10 protein-coding genes, 3 pseudogenes and 1 other annotated feature are annotated in these 16,077 nt (G+C 71.3%); of the genes and pseudogenes, 10 read left to right on the top strand and 3 right to left on the bottom strand.

What is annotated here, in order from left to right; all coding sequences use genetic code 11:
- Positions 1-7 precede the first annotated feature (7 nt).
- The 3 genes and pseudogenes from I4I81_RS11850 to I4I81_RS31560 all read right to left on the bottom strand — a co-directional run bounded on the left by I4I81_RS11850 (position 8) and on the right by I4I81_RS31560 (position 6,230).
- A complete protein-coding gene (locus I4I81_RS11850; protein WP_218600845.1) occupies positions 8-1,753 on the bottom strand; it encodes a UvrD-helicase domain-containing protein in 1,746 nt (581 codons plus the stop codon).
- A complete protein-coding gene (locus I4I81_RS11855) occupies positions 1,750-3,444 on the bottom strand; it encodes an ATP-dependent nuclease (RefSeq protein WP_218600844.1) in 1,695 nt (564 codons plus the stop codon). The genes I4I81_RS11850 and I4I81_RS11855 overlap by 4 nt, the downstream gene beginning before the upstream one ends.
- A gap of 1,770 nt (positions 3,445-5,214) precedes the next feature.
- A pseudogene (locus I4I81_RS31560) lies at positions 5,215-6,230 on the bottom strand (IS110 family RNA-guided transposase).
- Between the two features lie 56 nt (positions 6,231-6,286).
- On the opposite strand from I4I81_RS31560, the pseudogene I4I81_RS11870 reads away from it, so the two are divergent.
- The 10 genes and pseudogenes from I4I81_RS11870 to I4I81_RS11915 all read left to right on the top strand — a co-directional run bounded on the left by I4I81_RS11870 (position 6,287) and on the right by I4I81_RS11915 (position 16,072).
- Positions 6,287-7,550: pseudogene (locus tag I4I81_RS11870) on the top strand (IS3 family transposase).
- Positions 6,585-6,719: a sequence feature (AL1L pseudoknot), on the top strand. It overlaps the preceding pseudogene by 135 nt.
- Before the next feature lie 34 nt (positions 7,551-7,584).
- A pseudogene (locus I4I81_RS11875) lies at positions 7,585-8,014 on the top strand (transposase); the annotation flags it as partial.
- 390 nt (positions 8,015-8,404) lie between these two features.
- Positions 8,405-8,839, top strand: coding sequence for a hypothetical protein (locus I4I81_RS11880; protein WP_218600843.1), 435 nt, complete (start codon positions 8,405-8,407; stop codon positions 8,837-8,839).
- 2 nt (positions 8,840-8,841) lie between these two features.
- Positions 8,842-9,114 (top strand): hypothetical protein, encoded by a 273-nt coding sequence (locus I4I81_RS11885; protein ID WP_218600842.1) that lies wholly within the window; start codon positions 8,842-8,844, stop codon positions 9,112-9,114.
- Positions 9,111-9,698, top strand: coding sequence for a DUF8175 domain-containg protein (locus tag I4I81_RS11890; RefSeq protein WP_218600841.1), 588 nt, complete (start codon positions 9,111-9,113; stop codon positions 9,696-9,698). Before I4I81_RS11885 ends, I4I81_RS11890 begins: the two co-directional genes overlap by 4 nt.
- The gene (locus I4I81_RS11895; protein WP_218600840.1) at positions 9,695-10,819 is read left to right on the top strand and encodes a TrbL/VirB6 family protein; all 1,125 of its coding nucleotides are present in this window, start codon (positions 9,695-9,697) and stop codon (positions 10,817-10,819) included. Before I4I81_RS11890 ends, I4I81_RS11895 begins: the two co-directional genes overlap by 4 nt.
- Positions 10,816-12,306, top strand: coding sequence for an SCO6880 family protein (locus I4I81_RS11900; protein WP_218600839.1), 1,491 nt, complete (start codon positions 10,816-10,818; stop codon positions 12,304-12,306). The genes I4I81_RS11895 and I4I81_RS11900 overlap by 4 nt, the downstream gene beginning before the upstream one ends.
- A 12-nt stretch (positions 12,307-12,318) precedes the next feature.
- The gene (locus I4I81_RS11905) at positions 12,319-13,737 is read left to right on the top strand and encodes a putative type IV secretion/conjugal transfer ATPase (protein ID WP_218600838.1); all 1,419 of its coding nucleotides are present in this window, start codon (positions 12,319-12,321) and stop codon (positions 13,735-13,737) included.
- A complete protein-coding gene (locus tag I4I81_RS11910) occupies positions 13,734-15,557 on the top strand; it encodes a type IV secretory system conjugative DNA transfer family protein (RefSeq protein ID WP_218600837.1) in 1,824 nt (607 codons plus the stop codon). The genes I4I81_RS11905 and I4I81_RS11910 overlap by 4 nt, the downstream gene beginning before the upstream one ends.
- Positions 15,554-16,072, top strand: a complete 519-nt coding sequence (locus I4I81_RS11915) for a DUF4913 domain-containing protein (protein WP_218600836.1) — start codon at positions 15,554-15,556, stop codon at positions 16,070-16,072. The genes I4I81_RS11910 and I4I81_RS11915 overlap by 4 nt, the downstream gene beginning before the upstream one ends.
- Positions 16,073-16,077 lie beyond the last annotated feature (5 nt).

The raw sequence follows: 16,077 nt of genomic DNA on the forward strand, positions 1-16,077 counted from the left end.
ATGGCACTCACCCGCTGTCGATCGGCCTCCTGAGGAAACCGGCCCGCTGCAGGCTGTCGATCACCGCCGGTGAGGTGTTGATGGGGAGCGCGATGGCGCAGTACTTCCGGGCCCGCGTGAGTGCCACGTAGAGGATCCGCTGCTCCTCCGCATGCTCGGGTGGCACCTGCTCCCCACGGAGATGCGCGGTCCATGTGTCGGCCTCGGGCGGGCGGTAAGCGGATGTCCGGGCACGCGCCACGACCAGGACGGCCTCCCGCGTCGCACCCTTCACATCGTGGACCGAGCGCGCGGCGAAGCCCGGCGAGGGGCGCGTGAAGTGGTCGCCCGCTACGACATCGCCTTGATCCGCCGCGCTGCGCAGAACGTCACCGGGCCGTCGCGCCGGCACGGCGACCAGCTCGCTGGTGACACCGCGGAGCACGACGGCCGCATCGCGGATCCACTGTTGCAGCGGCAGGCCAAGCGCGGGCGCCGCGGTGATCAGGCCAATGGTGGCGTTCCGGACCTCCCGCCGTCCCTCGGCATCGAGACCGTCGAGGCTGTCAGCCTCCCCCCAGGCCGCGTAGGCGATGACCTTGTCGACCGCGTGGAGGTCGTGGCGACCCGCTGTCCCGTGACGCAACGCCATCACCGCGCGTCCCAACGCCGTGGGTCGCGAGGCACAGCCGACTCGCCCGGCCTGGTTGTTGAGAAGGGCGACGAGCGCGTTGTTGCGCGCGAGCACGGTCGTGCTCGTCGGGTCGATTCCCAGCGCGGCGATCCGGCCGAGGAACTGGTCGGTCGCCGTCGACGGCAGGGCGGGGTCATAGAAGACGATCTCCGGCCGCGCCGTGAAGTCGGAGTGCTCGCCGACAGCCACGTCCGGCCGGTGCCGGGAACAGAAGTGGACGGCCACGTCGCAGATGAGCTGTGACGATCGGTGGTTCTCCACGAGCGGGACCGACCGCATCCCCCGGTCGGCCACCAGCCGGTACACGCCCTGCGGGCTGGCGCCCTGGAAAGCGTAGATCGACTGATCAACATCACCGATGAGGACCAGTGACCGCAGCCGCCCTGTGCCGGACAGCTCGATGAGGCAAGCGAGTTGCAACTCGCTTGTGTCCTGCGCCTCGTCGACCATCAGTTCGTCGAATCGGCCCGCCACGGCGGCAGCCACTCCCGGCACGTCACGCAGCACACGTAGAGACCAGTACATCGCGTCGTCGAAAGTCGCCCGTCCACGGGCCGCGGCACGCCATTTCATGATCGCGGCATCCGCGCTGCCGGCTGCGGTGACCCGCTCGCGGCTCCAGCCAGGCAGTCCCCTGCCGCAGTAGAGCAGCGATCCGTCCGGACGGAAGCGGAACCCGCCGAGCGGGACTCGCCAGCGGTTGTCGCCGTTCAGGCGGACGTCGTCGCCCGCATTCTCAGCGTCGACGAGGTGCGGTGACGAACAGCCCATCACGATGTGGCCGAAGGGATGGAAGACGTACTGGAGCAGGAACTTGTGGAAGGTGCCGATGAAGCTTTCCGGGCCGACGGTTCTTCCGAGCTCGGAGCTGATCACCTCGCGGATCTGGTCGACCCCGATGTTCGTGTAGGACGTGGCTGCGACCCGATCGCCGGCCTCCGCGCGAACCACGAACCTCGCCCCGGCGGTTCGGGTCTTCCCGCTCCCTGGACACGCGGTCAGCAGGAAGTCGGGCGGGGCGTCGACCACCAGACGCTGCGCCGGTGTGAGGTAGCCGGGTTCGTCGAGCGGGTCGGTCACGGCGTGACCCATTCCACTGCTTCCCGGATGTACGGCGGAACGTGAAACCCGATGGTCGGGATCTCGATGATGGCGGCGAGTTCCTGCGCGAACCTGCCTTTGACGTCGGCGATCGCGGCGAGGATCCGATCGGCCCGCTCCTCGTCGCCCAGCGGGGCGAGTTCGGTTGCGAGTCGACCGGCGACCCGGGGCTTGATCGGCAGCAGCGCTGCGACGAGCACCTTCCAGTTCCCTGTGGCGGCCAGGTCCCATTCCAGGGTTCTGCGGGCGAGGCGAACCCGCAAGGTGTCGCTCTCCATCCCGAGGAGGGCGGACGCGCGGGCGGACATGTCCGGTGGGTCCTCGGCGATGTCCGGTCCGGCCGCCGGCGGATCGGCGTCGGAGAGAACCACGCACCGGCAGGGAAGGCGATCCGGGCCGAACAGCCCGATGAACGGCGCGAAGGCCACGCCCCCGACGTTGATCACGGCGACACCGTGCCGGGGCAATGGCCGACCCAACCGGTCGGCGAGCACGGGCAACAGGAGCTGCTCGGCCACCCCCTCGACGAGGATCACGCCCCGGGCGAACAGCAGCGATGACTTCGTCGCGTCCAGGAACCGGCGGAGATGCCCGAGCTCGCGCGGACCGAGGCCGAACTCGCGCGGCGCCCGCGCCGAGCTGGGCGAGTCCTCCGTCCCGCCGATCATGACTGTCACCCGCTCCACACGGGCCGCCGATGCCAGGTTCGGGGAGTGGCTCGACAGCACGACCTGCGTGCCGTTGCCGCTCTCGCTCTCCAGATAGCGCATGAGCAGGTCCTGGAGCTGTGGATGCAGATGGGCCTCGGGCTCCTCCACGAGCAGCAGTCGCAACGCTGCGTCCCGATTGTCGGCCAGCGCAGCCAGCACGACCGCGATGTAGATCAGGTTGTTGTAGCCCAGCCCGTTCTCGGCCAGCTCGAGCGGCACAGACGGCCCAGCCAGCGCACGCAGCGTCGCCACGATCCGGTCGAAGCGGGGATCGGCGAACGCCAGGTCCGAGTGCTGCGTGAACCCGCCCGAGCCGGTCATACCGCCCAGGCGTCTCTGGATGCTCGTCCGGGCCTCGACGACCGCTCCGACCTGGCCCAGTGCAGCGTTGGCCTCCGCGGTGATCCGCTCGATCTCGACCCGATCATCGTGCCCGACGGGGGCCAGTGCGGCGAGCAGTCCCACGAGCCGGTTGTCCCGGCCCGGGCGCAGGTCCGCCGCGGCGTCCCGCAGCGCCGGCAGGTACGTGAAGACGACCGCTTCACGAGCCCACGCCTCGACTTCGGAGTGCTGGCTGTCCCCGCCGAACCACTCGACGTCGACCCGACCTGTCATGCGCCTCGTCGCCCGTAGCCGCAGCCTCGCGCATCCCGCCCCCAGCGACGGCGCGAGGCAGGTCACCATCCGCGCCTGCTCCTCGGCGGTCAGCCCGGTGAGCTGCGCCTCCAGCTCCAGGACGTCCGTGGTGCGAACTCCAGCAGGGTCGTGCCGGAAGTCCTGCTCGGTGATCCATTTCCGGCCCCGTGGCCCGGTCTCCGGAGTGAACAAAAGACGCAGCGCGTCGATGACGCTCGATTTGCCCGCGTTGTTCTCCCCCAACAGCACCGCCAGCGGCTCGCACAGCGGGATCAAGCCATCCAGATTGCGGAAGCCGGTTACGACAAGTGCACGAACAAACACGGCTGGACTTCGGGCATACCTCGCCAACCGTTACGTCCCTCGCCGCGCGCGTCTGAGGCGGCGTCGGAGTGATGCCCGCACAGCGATCACGTGCACCGCAGCAGACCCGAGCATGAAGTAGCTGCTCGCCGCATGCCCATGAGTACTGCGGCGGCACTCCACCCACCGGAGGAGGCCGGTAGCGGCCATCGCGGCGGTGCCGATCAGGAACATCCAGTAGGCGGGACCCCGGGACGTCGACTACGACGAGCGCGGCCTCGTCCCCGCGGCCACCCGCGCCCGGGGCAAGCGTTGATTCGGCCCATCCGAACTCCGACGACTCGCCTACATTAGGTTCGCCCAACGCCTCGGGTCCCACTCACCACGGTCGCCGCCACTCTCGAACCGGGGCCGGACTGGCGAGCGACCGTCGGCTCGCAGATCCGCGAGCTCGACCACCTCATCGAGCAGGCGAAGGGCGCTCGCAACGTCCTCGAGCACGCGCTCGACTGCCCCGTCGACCACCCGACCCACGACTGCAGCTCGATGAAGGACGCGCTGGACCCCGTCGTCGACGGCGGCAGCGTGAAGCGATTGGCCGAGAGTCACTCTTACACGTCACCGACTAGATCCGGCGTGTGGCATCGCCCCGCCAACTCTGAGGGCCATGTGGTGGGCCCGCTTCGATGAAGGTCGTCGCGGGCCTGGCAGACCTGGGCTTCGAGGCCCTGCAGGCGGGTGGCGCGGGTATCGGTCTCGGTGATCTCGCGGGTCGTGCCCATCAGACCTCCGGTACTCGGTGTCGCTGGAACGCGGCTCTGCCTCAGCGCGTCGGGGTGGGGCCCGAAAGGCCGGCGGGGGTTCCGGACTCGTCCGACCGTAGCGAACGCCCGTCAGGGCGTCCGAGCGCAGCGAGGACTGTCCACCCGGTCGTATGGGTTCGGGTTCATCGCCGCTCGCCCCACCGCGGTGTGCTGACACCCTTCTGGCGATCCATCGGTGCCGTGGGTGGGAGGCCCAACCCGCCATCTCACCCAGGTCGACCTCGCGGATTTGGCGGGAAGCTCATGGAAGGCGTCCGGACGGTAGGCGCCGGGGCAGGGCCTGCAGGGACGACCGTGTGGGTGGCGCTCCCCGGAGCGGTGGCGACGCCGGAGGCGTCCGGGCGCCCCGACGCCCGCGGCACCGCCTGGGACCGGGGCCCTCCGCCGGGGCCCGCCCCGCCTGGGTGTGCTGCGCTGCCACGCATCACGAGGCCGCGGAACCAGGTTCACCCGCGCCGCCCTGCTTCGGCGGCGGTTACCGGTCGTGTCTCGTGTTCCGATTCCGGACCGGTCCGGAATGTCGTCGAGGTGGCGAGGGCGGGCAGCGCCGTAGACGAGGCCGTCGTCGATGTCGCGCTTGACCTGGCGGGCGGTGTAACTGGCGACTCCGACGGAACCGCGCGGCCGCGGTCAGGACCGGCCGGACGTCGGCGGACGTGAGCCCACCGACCCACCGACCCACCGCCCGAGTCGGCGAACGGCTCGCAGCAGGATGGTGCCTGGTCTATACCGACGCGGTGATCACCGCACAGGACTCGCCGTCGACCACCGCGCACCTACGCCGCTACCCGCGCCGCGGACACCACGGCACCTCGGAGTCGATGGAGCCGCCGACGCGGGCCGGGTAGTTGCGGCCGGGTTGAGCGCTGCTCGTGCTCGGTCTGTCGGACTGACTGTTCGGCAACGAGCTGCTGCTGCTGCAACGAATCGGCGGGGTCGTCACGATCGCGATGTCGTTGCTCCTCTGTCAAGCCGCGACCGGCGCGGCGTCGACTGCGCTGGTTGTGGTCGGGGTGAGCAGGCCGAACACCACTCGGGCGAGACGGCGTTTGAGCGCCCGAAACGCCTCCATCTTCGTGTCGTCGTTCCCGCGTCTGCGCTGGTAGTAGACCTGCCCGAGGCTGCCGTGCAGGCGGGCTTAGGTGATGGCAATCCGGTGCAGCGCGGCGTTGAGCTGGCGGTTCCCGCCACGGGCCAGGCGATGCCGCCGTGTGCGCCCCGACGAGGCCGGGACCGGTGCGGTACCGGCATGCATGGCGAAGCAGGCCTCGGACCGGAACCGTCCCGGGTTCGCGGTCTCTCCGACGATCTTCGCTGCGGTCAACGCGCCACAACCGGGCAAGGCCAGCAGCGCCGGCGCCACGACCTCGACCTGCGCCGCGATCTCCCGTTCCAGAGCGTTGACCCGCACCGTCAACGCTCGGATGTCGGCTACCAGCTCTGCGGCCAACCGCGCCACGAGCCCTTCGAGGCGCTCGGCCAACCACCCAGCCACCCGGTCCAGACCTGCGAGTCGGGTCAACGCGCGTGCCCGCGGGTCGAGCTCCGGGTCGAGCTCCTGCAGATGCCACCGCTACCGGTTGATCATCCTGGTGCGCTCCCCGACGAGGTCCTCCCGGTGATCCACCAGCAGCTTCAGCTCCCGCGACCGGTCATCGTGCTCGGCGATGGGCAGGTTCGGCTCGCGCAACGCGGCGCGGGCGATCGCGAGCGCGTCGATCGGATCGGACTTGCCGCGGGTCCGCGCGCTGTCACGAGCCCCGGCCATCAACTTGGGCGGCACCCGCGGCACCCGCGGCACCCGCTCACCCGCCGCCAGCAGCGCTCGTTCCAACCGGGTCGAGACGTGCCGACAGTCCTCGACCGCCCAGGTCCGGCCCTCGGGGAACTGCCTGCCCACCCTACGAGTTGCCGGTGCCCGGCATCGGTCGCCCGCACGACCCGTTCGCCCAGCTGACGCCCGACCTCGTCGGTCGCAACGATCGTGACTCGCCCTGGGTCCGGTGGAGGCTCCTGACCTTGGAAACGAGAATGGAGCCATGCCGAGAGAGCAGTCCCCGGGCAAGCCGACCACGCGTCGGTACTCGGATGAGGAGAAGGCCGCCGCGGTGCGGATGGTCCGGACCCTGCGGGCGGAGCTGGGCAGCGAGCACGGCACCGTGAAACGGGTCGCCGAGCAGCTGGGCTACGGGGTCGAGTCGGTGCGGATGTGGGTGCGCCAGGCCGACATCGACGACGGCCACGAACCCGGGTGAGCGCCGGCGAGGCCGCCCGGGTCAGGGAGCTCGAGCAGGAAGTCCGGGAGCTGCGCCGGGCGAACGAGATCTTGAAGAGGGCCGCGAGTTTCTTCGGGGCGGAGCTCGACCGCCAACATCGCAGATAGTGGCGTTCATCGACCCCAACCGTGACGACGTGGTCGAGGGAAAGCCGCTCGGGGTCGAGCCCATCTGCCGGGTCCTGCAGGTGGCCCCCAGTAGCTACCACGCCGCCAAGACCCGTTCACCGTCGGCGCGGGCGTGTCGGGACGTAGTCCTGATCCCGGAGCTGGTCACGTTGTGGGAGAACAACTATCGCGTCTACGGAGCGCGGAAGTTGTGGAAGGCCGCGCGCCGCGCCGGCCTGGACGTGGGCCGGGATCAGGTCGCCCGGCTGATGCGCGCGGCCGGAATCGAGGGCGTTCGGCGAACGAAGAGGGTGCGCACCACCCGGGCCGATCCCGTTGCTGTCCGGCACCCGGACCTGGTGGGGCGCCGCTTCGAGGCTAGGGCGCCGAACCAGCTGTGGGTCACCGATCTGACCTACGTCCCGACCTGGGCCGGGGTCGCCTACGTGTGCTTCATCGTCGATGCGTTCTCCCGCACGATCGTCGGGTGGCGCGTCGCGCCGCACATGCGCACCACGATGGTGCTCGACGCCATCGAGATGGCCCGCTGGTCGCGCGGCACCTGCCTGGACGGGTTGCGGTGTCACTCCGATGCCGGGTCGCAATTCACGTCGGTGCGCTATGGCGAACGGCTCGCCGAGATCGGTGCGGTCCCGTCGATCGGCAGCGTCGGGGATTCCTAGGACAATGCCCTGGCCGAGACGGTCAACGGCTATTACAAGACCGAGCTGATCCGCGGGCCCACACGTCAGCAGCCGTGGAGGACCGTCGCCGATGTCGAGCTGGCCACGCTGGGTTGGGCGCACTGGCACAACACCGCGCGTCTGCACGGCTACCTCGATGACCGGCCGCCGGCCGAGTACGAGCAGGCGTTCTACGCTGCCCAACGGGCCGACCGCGAGTCGGTCGAAGCCTCCTGAGACGGGCCTCCATCAGACCCAGGGCGAGTCATGCGCGCTGTTGCACCCGGTCTACGACCAGCCCAACACCGCCTCGGTCCACGCCCAGTTCGACCGGGTCCTCGACGCCCTGACCGAGAAACTGCCCCAAGGTCGCCGAGCACCTCGACACCGCCCGGGCCGACGTCGTCGCGTTCACCAGCTTCCCGAAGGAGCTATGGCGCCGGATCTGGTCGAACAACCCCCGGGAACGGCTCAACCGGGAGATCCGTCGGCGCACCGACGTGGTCGGGATCTTCCCCGACCGCAACTCCCTGATCCGCCTCGGCGACGCCGTCCTGGCCGAGCAACACGACGAATGGGCTGAAGGCCGCCGCCACCCCGGCCTCGAGGTCCTGGCCCGGGCCCGCGTCACCACCGTCCCCGACTACTCCGGCACCACCGAGGAGGTGACCACCAGCGATATCCCGGCGCTGAGCGCCTGAACATCCTCCAGAAGATCACGCATCAACTGTCGAACACCACGTCCCGGGACTTGACCAGGAAGGCCGCGGCGGTGCGGATGGTCCGCACACATTGCGCGCAGAGCCGGGCGGGGATCGTTCTGGCAATCGGCCGACTACCGACCTGATCTACTGTCCAGGCTCAGTGCTAAGCCTCGGGACCGCTACCGCCTGCGGGACCACGCACAAGCCACGCCCGACCACGCAGCCGCACATGGCGGGATGTGTGCTTCGCCCACCAGCAGTGGAGGCGAGAGCGTGGAACCTACGAACGGAACGACCCGGCAGCCCGGCCGGCGGTCGGTGGCCGGGGTCGCCGGCGGCGTCGGAACGTCGAATCTGGCCACTGCGATCGGCGCAACGGACCGGGGTGTGTTCGTCGGACGGCCGGTCGACGTCCTGGTCTGCCGCGCCACCGGTGACTCACTGGTGCGTGCCGGCCGAGCCGCGCAACTGATCATCTCGACCAGCGGCATCCGGCCCGTCCTCGCGGTCACCTCCGCGGACACCTCCGGACCGAGCCGACCGGTCAGCGCTCGGCTGCGGCTGCTCGAACCGCACACCGCGGCAATCGTGGTGCTCCCGTATGTCCGGCGCTGGCGTGACCTCACCTCGCCCCTCGACGAGGTCCGCGGGCTGCTCGCCGTTCCCCGCGGCGAGGTACCGCGCGCGCTGCGCCGCTACGCCGACGTCGCCCGCGACGTGTGCGCAGTACTCGGCCTCTCCCCGGACGTCCAGCCCCTCGCTCCTCACCGCGCGGCATCAATCCGCAGCGGTCTCGTCCCGATCCCGACAAGGAGTCCCTGACCATGCGACCTCAACCGACCTCCGCGGTGCCGGACCCGGCACCGATCGCGCCACCCGGTCTTGACGCTCTCGCCGGCGACCTCCTGGGCTGGCTCAAGTGGGGCGTCCTCGTCTCCGGCGTCCTGGGCATCCTCGTCTGCGCACTGATGATCATCATCGGGCGGCGGAACCGCTCCGCCACCGCCTACGAGGGCCTCGTGGGCGGGGCCTGGGTGATGGGCGGGCTCGCGCTTGCCTCCGTCGCGGCACTGCTGGTGGGGGCGTTCCAGCTGTGAAGCGCTCGATCACCGCACTCGCGATCCTCATCGCCGCCGTTGCCTGCACTGGGCCGCCGAGCGAGAGCATCCGGTTCGAGCAGGTCGCTCTGGTGGCCGTGCCCGGTGGCGTCGCGGCACAGTCGCTCCGCCACGGCCCGTTCCGGGTCGACGGCATGCGGGCGTCGGGGTTCAGCCATGACGCTCTCGGAGCGGCGTTGGCCGCAACCCACATCAGCCCGCGGATCACCACCGCGGCCGGCGCTGCGGTCTCCGGCCCGACGCTGGCCGAGCAGTGCTTCGGCGACATCGGCGCCGCCCAGGCTGCGCTGGAAACCGCGCTCCCCCTGTCCGACTCCCCCGCCGGTGAGGACCTGACGCCGGTCGCGCTGCACTACCGCGTCATCGCCGGTGAACCCTCCGGCGACCACGTCGTCGTGTCCCTGCTCGCGGACACCCCGCAGGCCCGCAGCCAGGGCGGGTTGTCGCGGGTGGACACGACGCTGCGCTGGTCCGGGCAGGACTGGCAGCTGCGTGTCCCGGTCCGACGCCCGTCCCTGCAGCCCGATACCGTCGGCTACGCATTGCTCGGACCGACGTCGTGACCGCCGCGTTGGCCCAGGCGCCGTCGCAGGAGTGCGGGACCTTCGACCTCGGCTGTCAGGCCGGTGCCGCGATCGGATCCGCGTTCGAGGGCATTGTCGCCGAGGTCGCTCGCAGCACCGCGGAGCTGGTCGTCACCACCGCCACCTGGTGGGTGGAGACCGAGAGCGTCGACCCGCTCGACCCCGCCGTCGTCGCCGCGCAGGGCATGACCCGCGACCTCGTCCTGATCATGCTGGTCGGTGGGGTGCTGGCGCAGTCGATCCGGCTGATCCTGTCCCGCAAGGGCGAGCCGGTCGTCATGGTCGCGACCGGGCTGCTGCGCTACGCGGTCGTGTCCGCGCTGGGGCTGGTCACGCTGCAGAGCGCGTTGCGCGCCGGGGATGTCGTGGCCGCCCGGTTGCTCGACGGCGCCGCGAGCAATTTCGCGCTCCTCATGCAGGACGTGCTACTCGAGGGCGACTCCACGTTCCTCGTCCTACTCGTCTCGCTCATCGCCGCCGTGCTGTCGCTCGTGCAGTGGGTCCTGATGGCGATGCGCCAGGCCGGGCTCCTCGTGCTCGCCGCGATGCTCCCGCTCGCCGCGTCCGGATCCCTGACCCGCTCCACCCGCGGCTGGCTCGACCGACTGCTCGTGTGGCTGATCGCAATGGTCGCCTACAAGCCGGCCGCAGCGTTCGTCTACTACATCGGCTTCTCTTACCTGTCCTCCCCGAGTGCCAGCGACGACGGCAACGTCGCCACGATGATCACCGGGATCATGGTGCTGCTCCTCGCGGTCATCGCGATGCCAGTGCTGCTGAAGTTCTTCTCCTGGACCGGCACCCAGATCGGCGGCGGAGGCGGATCCGGGTCCGGCTTCCTCGGGGCTGCCGGAGCCGTGGCGATGAACAACGGCTACGGCCGAGCCGCGTCCGTCGAACGAGCTGCCGCCGTCGACGCGACGGGACCGGGCAGCGTCCCGGTCCAGGGCAGCTACCCGCCCAGCGGCGCCGCATCCTCGGCCGCGGCCGGCGGCGCAGCAGTCGCCGGCGCGGCGGTCGCGGCCACCGCCGTCGCCGGGGCAGCCAAGAAGGCGGGCGACCAGATCACCGGCGAGCCCGACCAGGACTCGACGTCATGACCGCGGACCCGACCACACGCGAAGACCGGCCGAGGCTCTACGGCAACTGGCGAGCCGAACGCGGCTGGGGCATCGGCGCGCTGTCCACGCCGTCCACCGTCATCCTCCTCGTCGCCGTCCTCACTCCACTCTTCGCCGTCTCGGCGCTACCCGTCGCGGCCCTCCCGCTGGCCGGTGTCAGCGCCGCCGTGATCGCCGCCCTGATGATCCGGATCGGCGGGATCAGCCTGGTTGACGTCGTCACCCGGCGAGCGCGGTTCCACCGCGCCCGCGCCGCGGGGTGGACCGAGCTTTCCGGTGGCGTCCTGACCGAGCACCCCCGCGGCGCCGACCTGCCGGGCGTCCTGGCTCCCCTGCAACCCGTCGACGTCGACGACGGCCGCGGTGGACGGCACGCCCTGCTCTGGCACCGCCGCACCGGCACCCTGACCGCCGTCCTGCGCTGCTCCCCCGTCGGCCTCGACCTCGCCGACCCCGAGCAGACGGATCAGTGGGTCGCGTCCTGGGGGGCGCTGCTCGCCGACCTCGGCCACCTCCCCCTCATCCGGCACATCGCCGTCACCGTCGACACCGCCCCCGCCGGCGGCACGACCGTCCGCGACTACGTCGCCCGCGCGCTCGATCCCAGCGCGCCCGCGGTCGCGCGCCGCATCCTCGACGAGCTCGTCGCCCTCACCCCCACCAGCAGCGCCGAGGTCGACACCCGCGTCTCCGTCTGTCTCGACCCCGCACGCGCCACCCCCAAACCGGTCGACCTCCTGGCCTCCGCGGTCGAGATCGGACGCTGGCTGCCCGGCATCGAGAACCAGCTCGCCGCCTGCGGCGTCGCCGTCCTCGGTCGGGCGTCCACGGGGTGGCTGACCGGCCGCATCCGCGCCGCGTTCGATCCGCACGCCCGGCCGCAGATCGCTCGCCTGAACGAGGCCGGCCACAGCATGGCCTGGCGCGACGCCGGCCCGGTCGCGGCGCAGGAGCAGTGGGACGGCTACCGCCACGAGGGCGGGCTATCGGTCAGCTGGGCGCTGCGCGAAGCACCGCGCCAGGCCGTGGGTCCGGCCGTGCTCGCCCCGCTGCTCGCCCCCGGCCCCTTCCCGCGACGCACCACCTGGCTCTACGACCCCTACCCCGCCGCGCAGGCCGCGGCGAAAGTCGAGAACGAAGTGACATCGGGTCAGGTCCGGCGGGCCTGGGCCGAACGCACCCGCCGCGACGAGACCCAACGCGAGCGCGACGACCGCAGCCGCGCCCTGCAGTCCGCTCGCGAGGAGGCCGAGGGAGCCGGCGTCGGCCGGTTCACCGTCTACGTGACCACCACGGTCCTGCACGACGACGACCTCCCCGCCGCCGTCGCCGACACCGAGCAACGTGCCGGCCAGTCGAAACTGCGCCTGCGACGCCTCCGCGGCTCGCAGGCCGCCGGCTTCGCCGCCGCTCTCGGGCTGGGCATCGACCCCGCCGACCTCATCACCCACCGACGCGGACGCTGACGGAGGACCACCATGACCGCACCCGTTCCCCGCTCCTGGGGCTGGGCCGTCCCCGGAGGCGGACGCGCCGGCCACGTCGAACCCGGCAACCGGTTTGCCGGCACCACCAGCCAGATCTGCGGGCTGTTCCCCTTCGCCACCCCCTCCGGTTCCGACGTCCGCGGCGTCCCCATCGGCCGTCACCTGCACACGGCCGAACCGATCGGGCTGGACCCGGCCCAGTGGCTCCGCACCGGCCTGGTGTCCAACACCGGCGTATGGGTCCAGGGCCAGCCCGGCATCGGGAAGTCCTCGATCACCAAGCGGATGGTGACCGGCCTGGTCGGGTTCGGCATGCGAGCCGTCATCCCCGGCGACGTGAAGGGCGAGTACACCGGCCTGGTCCATGCACTCGGCGGTTCGGTGTGGCGGCTCGGCCGCGGTCTCGAATCACTCAACCCCCTCGACGCCGGACCGCTGCGCGAGGCGCTTCGTGCCGCGCCGCCCGAGGACCGGCTGCGCCTGACCGAGACCCTGCGCGCCCGCCGCCTCTCCCTCCTCGAAGCACTGATCACGATCGTCCGGCGCACCGAGCCCGACGTCACCGAGCGCCGACTGCTCGGCGCCGCCCTGGACGTCGTCGTCGACGCAGATCCGGACCGCGAACCCGTCATCCCGGAAATCCTGTCGGTCCTGCGTGCCGGCCCGTCCACGCTCGCGACCATCGCCGCGGTCGACGAACCGGCGGAGTACCGCCGCTTCACCCGGACCCTCACCAACACGCTCGGCCTGCTCTGCGAGGGAGCGATCCGCGGGATCTTCGACCGCCCCAGCAGCACCCGGTTCGACCCCGACACCCCCGCCCTGTCGCTCGACATCAGCGCCCTCGACGACGACGAGGACGAGGTGGTTGCCGCCGCCATGCTCTGCTCCTGGACCTGGTCGGCAGGACTCGCCGACGCCGCCGGGTACGGCGAGCGACGCCGCAACGTCGTACAGGTCCAGGACGAGCTCTGGCGAGCCCTGCGGGTCGCACCCGGACTGGTGGAGCGGTCCGACCGGATCACCCGCCTCGGCCGGCACCGCGGAGTCGTGTCCTTCCAGGTCACCCACTCCCTCGACGACCTCGAAGCGCTCCCCACCGAGGCCGACCGGGCGAAGGCCCGGGGCATGGCGTCGCGCAACGGAGTACTCCTCCTCGGCGGCATGGCCGACAAGGAGCTCGACGGGCTCCGCCGGCTCACCTCACTCACCCGCGGGGAGGCCGCCCTCATCACCTCCTGGGCGGCCCCACCCACGTGGCACTCCGGCCGCACCCACCCCGGTCGCGGCAAGTACCTGATCAAGTCGGGCCAGCGGCTCGGCCTGCCCGTCGCTCTCACCCTCACCCCCACCGAGATCGAGCTGCACGACACCGACCGCGCGTTCCGCGTGCAGGGGCCGACCTCGTGAACCGCGCCCTCCTCCGGGACGCCGCGGCGCCGCTCCTGCTGCTCTCCGCCATCGGAGCGGCCGCACTGCTGTGCGTCGACGTCTGGCTCGCCGCCGGCCTGGCCTCACTCAGCGGCACCGGGACCTGGGTGGCCGACGGACCCGACCCGCTGACGGTCTCCACGCTGCTGCGCGACGGTCCGGCGGCGATCCTCTCCCCCGATGCGTCGACGACCGTGTTCGCAACGGTGCTGAGCACGGCGATCCTGCTGGAAGCCACAGCTGTCGTGCTGATCGCGTTCCTGCTGACCGGTGCGAGCAGCGCCGATGATCCACAGCGGTCCCTCCTGGGGCGTCGAGAGCTCGGCGACCTCTCCGGCGACGCTGCCGCGGAACGTGCCCGCCGCCTCCGCCCCTCGCTCGACGGCGACGAACCCGCCGATCGCGGGCTGCGGTTGCTGTCCATCGGACGCCGGGACGTGTGGATGTCCTGGGAGGACGTCGGACTCGTCGTCATGGGCCCGCGCGCCAACAAGACCAGCGCGCTCGCCGTCCCGACCGTCCTCGCCGCGCCCGGGCTCGTCGTCGCCACCTCGAACAAGGCTGACCTGTGGGCACTGACGTCCGGTCTGCGTGGACGCGCCGGACCGGTGTGGACCTTCGACCCGCAGCTCATCGCCCACGCCCGTCAGACCTGGTGGTGGGACCCGCTGCGCAGCATCCGCGACGTCGAGCCCGCCGAACGGATGGAGGCCGCGTCCCGCCTCGCCGGACACTTCATGGGCACCATCGGCGGCAACCGGCGCGACCCGTTCTTCCACTCCGCCGCCGAGCAGGTGCTCACGTCGACGCTGCTCGCGGCCGCTCTGCAGGACGGCGGCACCGTGCGCGATGTCGTCTCCTGGCTGCAACCGGGCAGCCGTGACGCCGTCGCCGCACTCGACGCGGCGGGCGCTTTGGTCGAGGCCGCGGACCTGGAGTCGACGCTGCACGGCGCCGACGTCACGACGAAGGGGATCCTGCAGACCGCACGCACCGCGACGAAGGCCCTGACCAGCGAACGCATCCTGCGCTGGATCACCCCGCCACACACCTGGCTGTCCCCGCCCGTCGACCCGCCGATCGAGCTGGATATGTGGGACCTCCTCAGGGCAGCGCAGGACGGCCGCGCCACGGTCCACCTGCTCTCCAAGGAAGGAGCCGGCACCGCTGCGCCCGTCGTCACCGCGCTGGTCGACCGCATCCTCGAGGCCGCGGAACTGCTGGCGCAGGCTCGGGGCGGACGCCTCGATCCGCCCGTGGTCGCCGTCCTCGACGAGGCCGCCAACATCTGTCCGATCCGCCAGCTCCCCCAGCTCTACAGCCACTACGGCTCCCGCGGCATCCAGGTCCTCACGATGCTGCAGAGCTACCAGCAGGGCGTCGGGGTGTGGGGCGAGCAGGGCATGCAGGCCCTCTGGTCCGCCGCCACGATCAAGGTCGTCGGCGCCGGGGTCGACGACCACGCCTTCCTGCAGCGCCTCTCCGGCCTCATCGGCGACCACGACGTCGAAAAGACCTCGACCAGCATCGACCGGACCCGTGGCGCATCCCGGCAGTACTCCACCGCCCGGGAGCCGATCCTCCCTGCATCGGTACTGCGCGCGCTTCCCCGGGACCAGGCGGTCCTGCTCGCCACCGGGCGCAGGGCCGGGCTCGGACGCCTGCATCCCTGGTACCGCGAACGCGACAACACCGACATCTCTGGCTACGCCGACATCGCACTCGAGGAGCTGTGCCGCGCGGCTGCGATCGCCCTCGGCCCGCACAACCCCGTCAACCTGACGAGAGGAACGCCATGAGCAGCGCAGCCGGCGCGCCGGACCACGACGAGCAGATCGCCGCACTGACGGCACGGGTGCAGGCCCTGGAAGCGTGGCGGGACCACCAGACCGACCTTCTCGACGAGCTCATCAACGGCATGCCCACAGCCGAGCCAGCGAGCGACCCCGCCCCGATAGAGGACCTCGACGCGGACGGCCTCGTGTCCTGGGTGCACCAGTGCATCACCGGCATCATCGCCCGGCCGCTGCGCGGCGAGCTGATGTGGTGTCCCCGCTGGTGGGAACACCCGGAGGCCATCCTCCGGATGCGGGCGCTGCACCGCGCGTGGGCCGAGCTCGCCTCCGAACCCGGCGTCGCGATGTCGCTGTGGCTCCGGGACCACCTCGACCCGTGCCTCCGGGAGCTCCTCAATCCTCTCGGCCCGTTCGCCGACTGCGCACACAACGAGCGCTACCGCAGCCTCAACGGTCACACCCCGTTGGCGACCCTGCCCACCGCCGCGCCGGACGGCCCGCTCGAGCACACCGGATGAGCGAC

Origin of the sequence: Pseudonocardia abyssalis (assembly GCF_019263705.2) — a bacterium.
Taxonomy (GTDB): domain Bacteria; phylum Actinomycetota; class Actinomycetes; order Mycobacteriales; family Pseudonocardiaceae; genus Pseudonocardia; species Pseudonocardia abyssalis.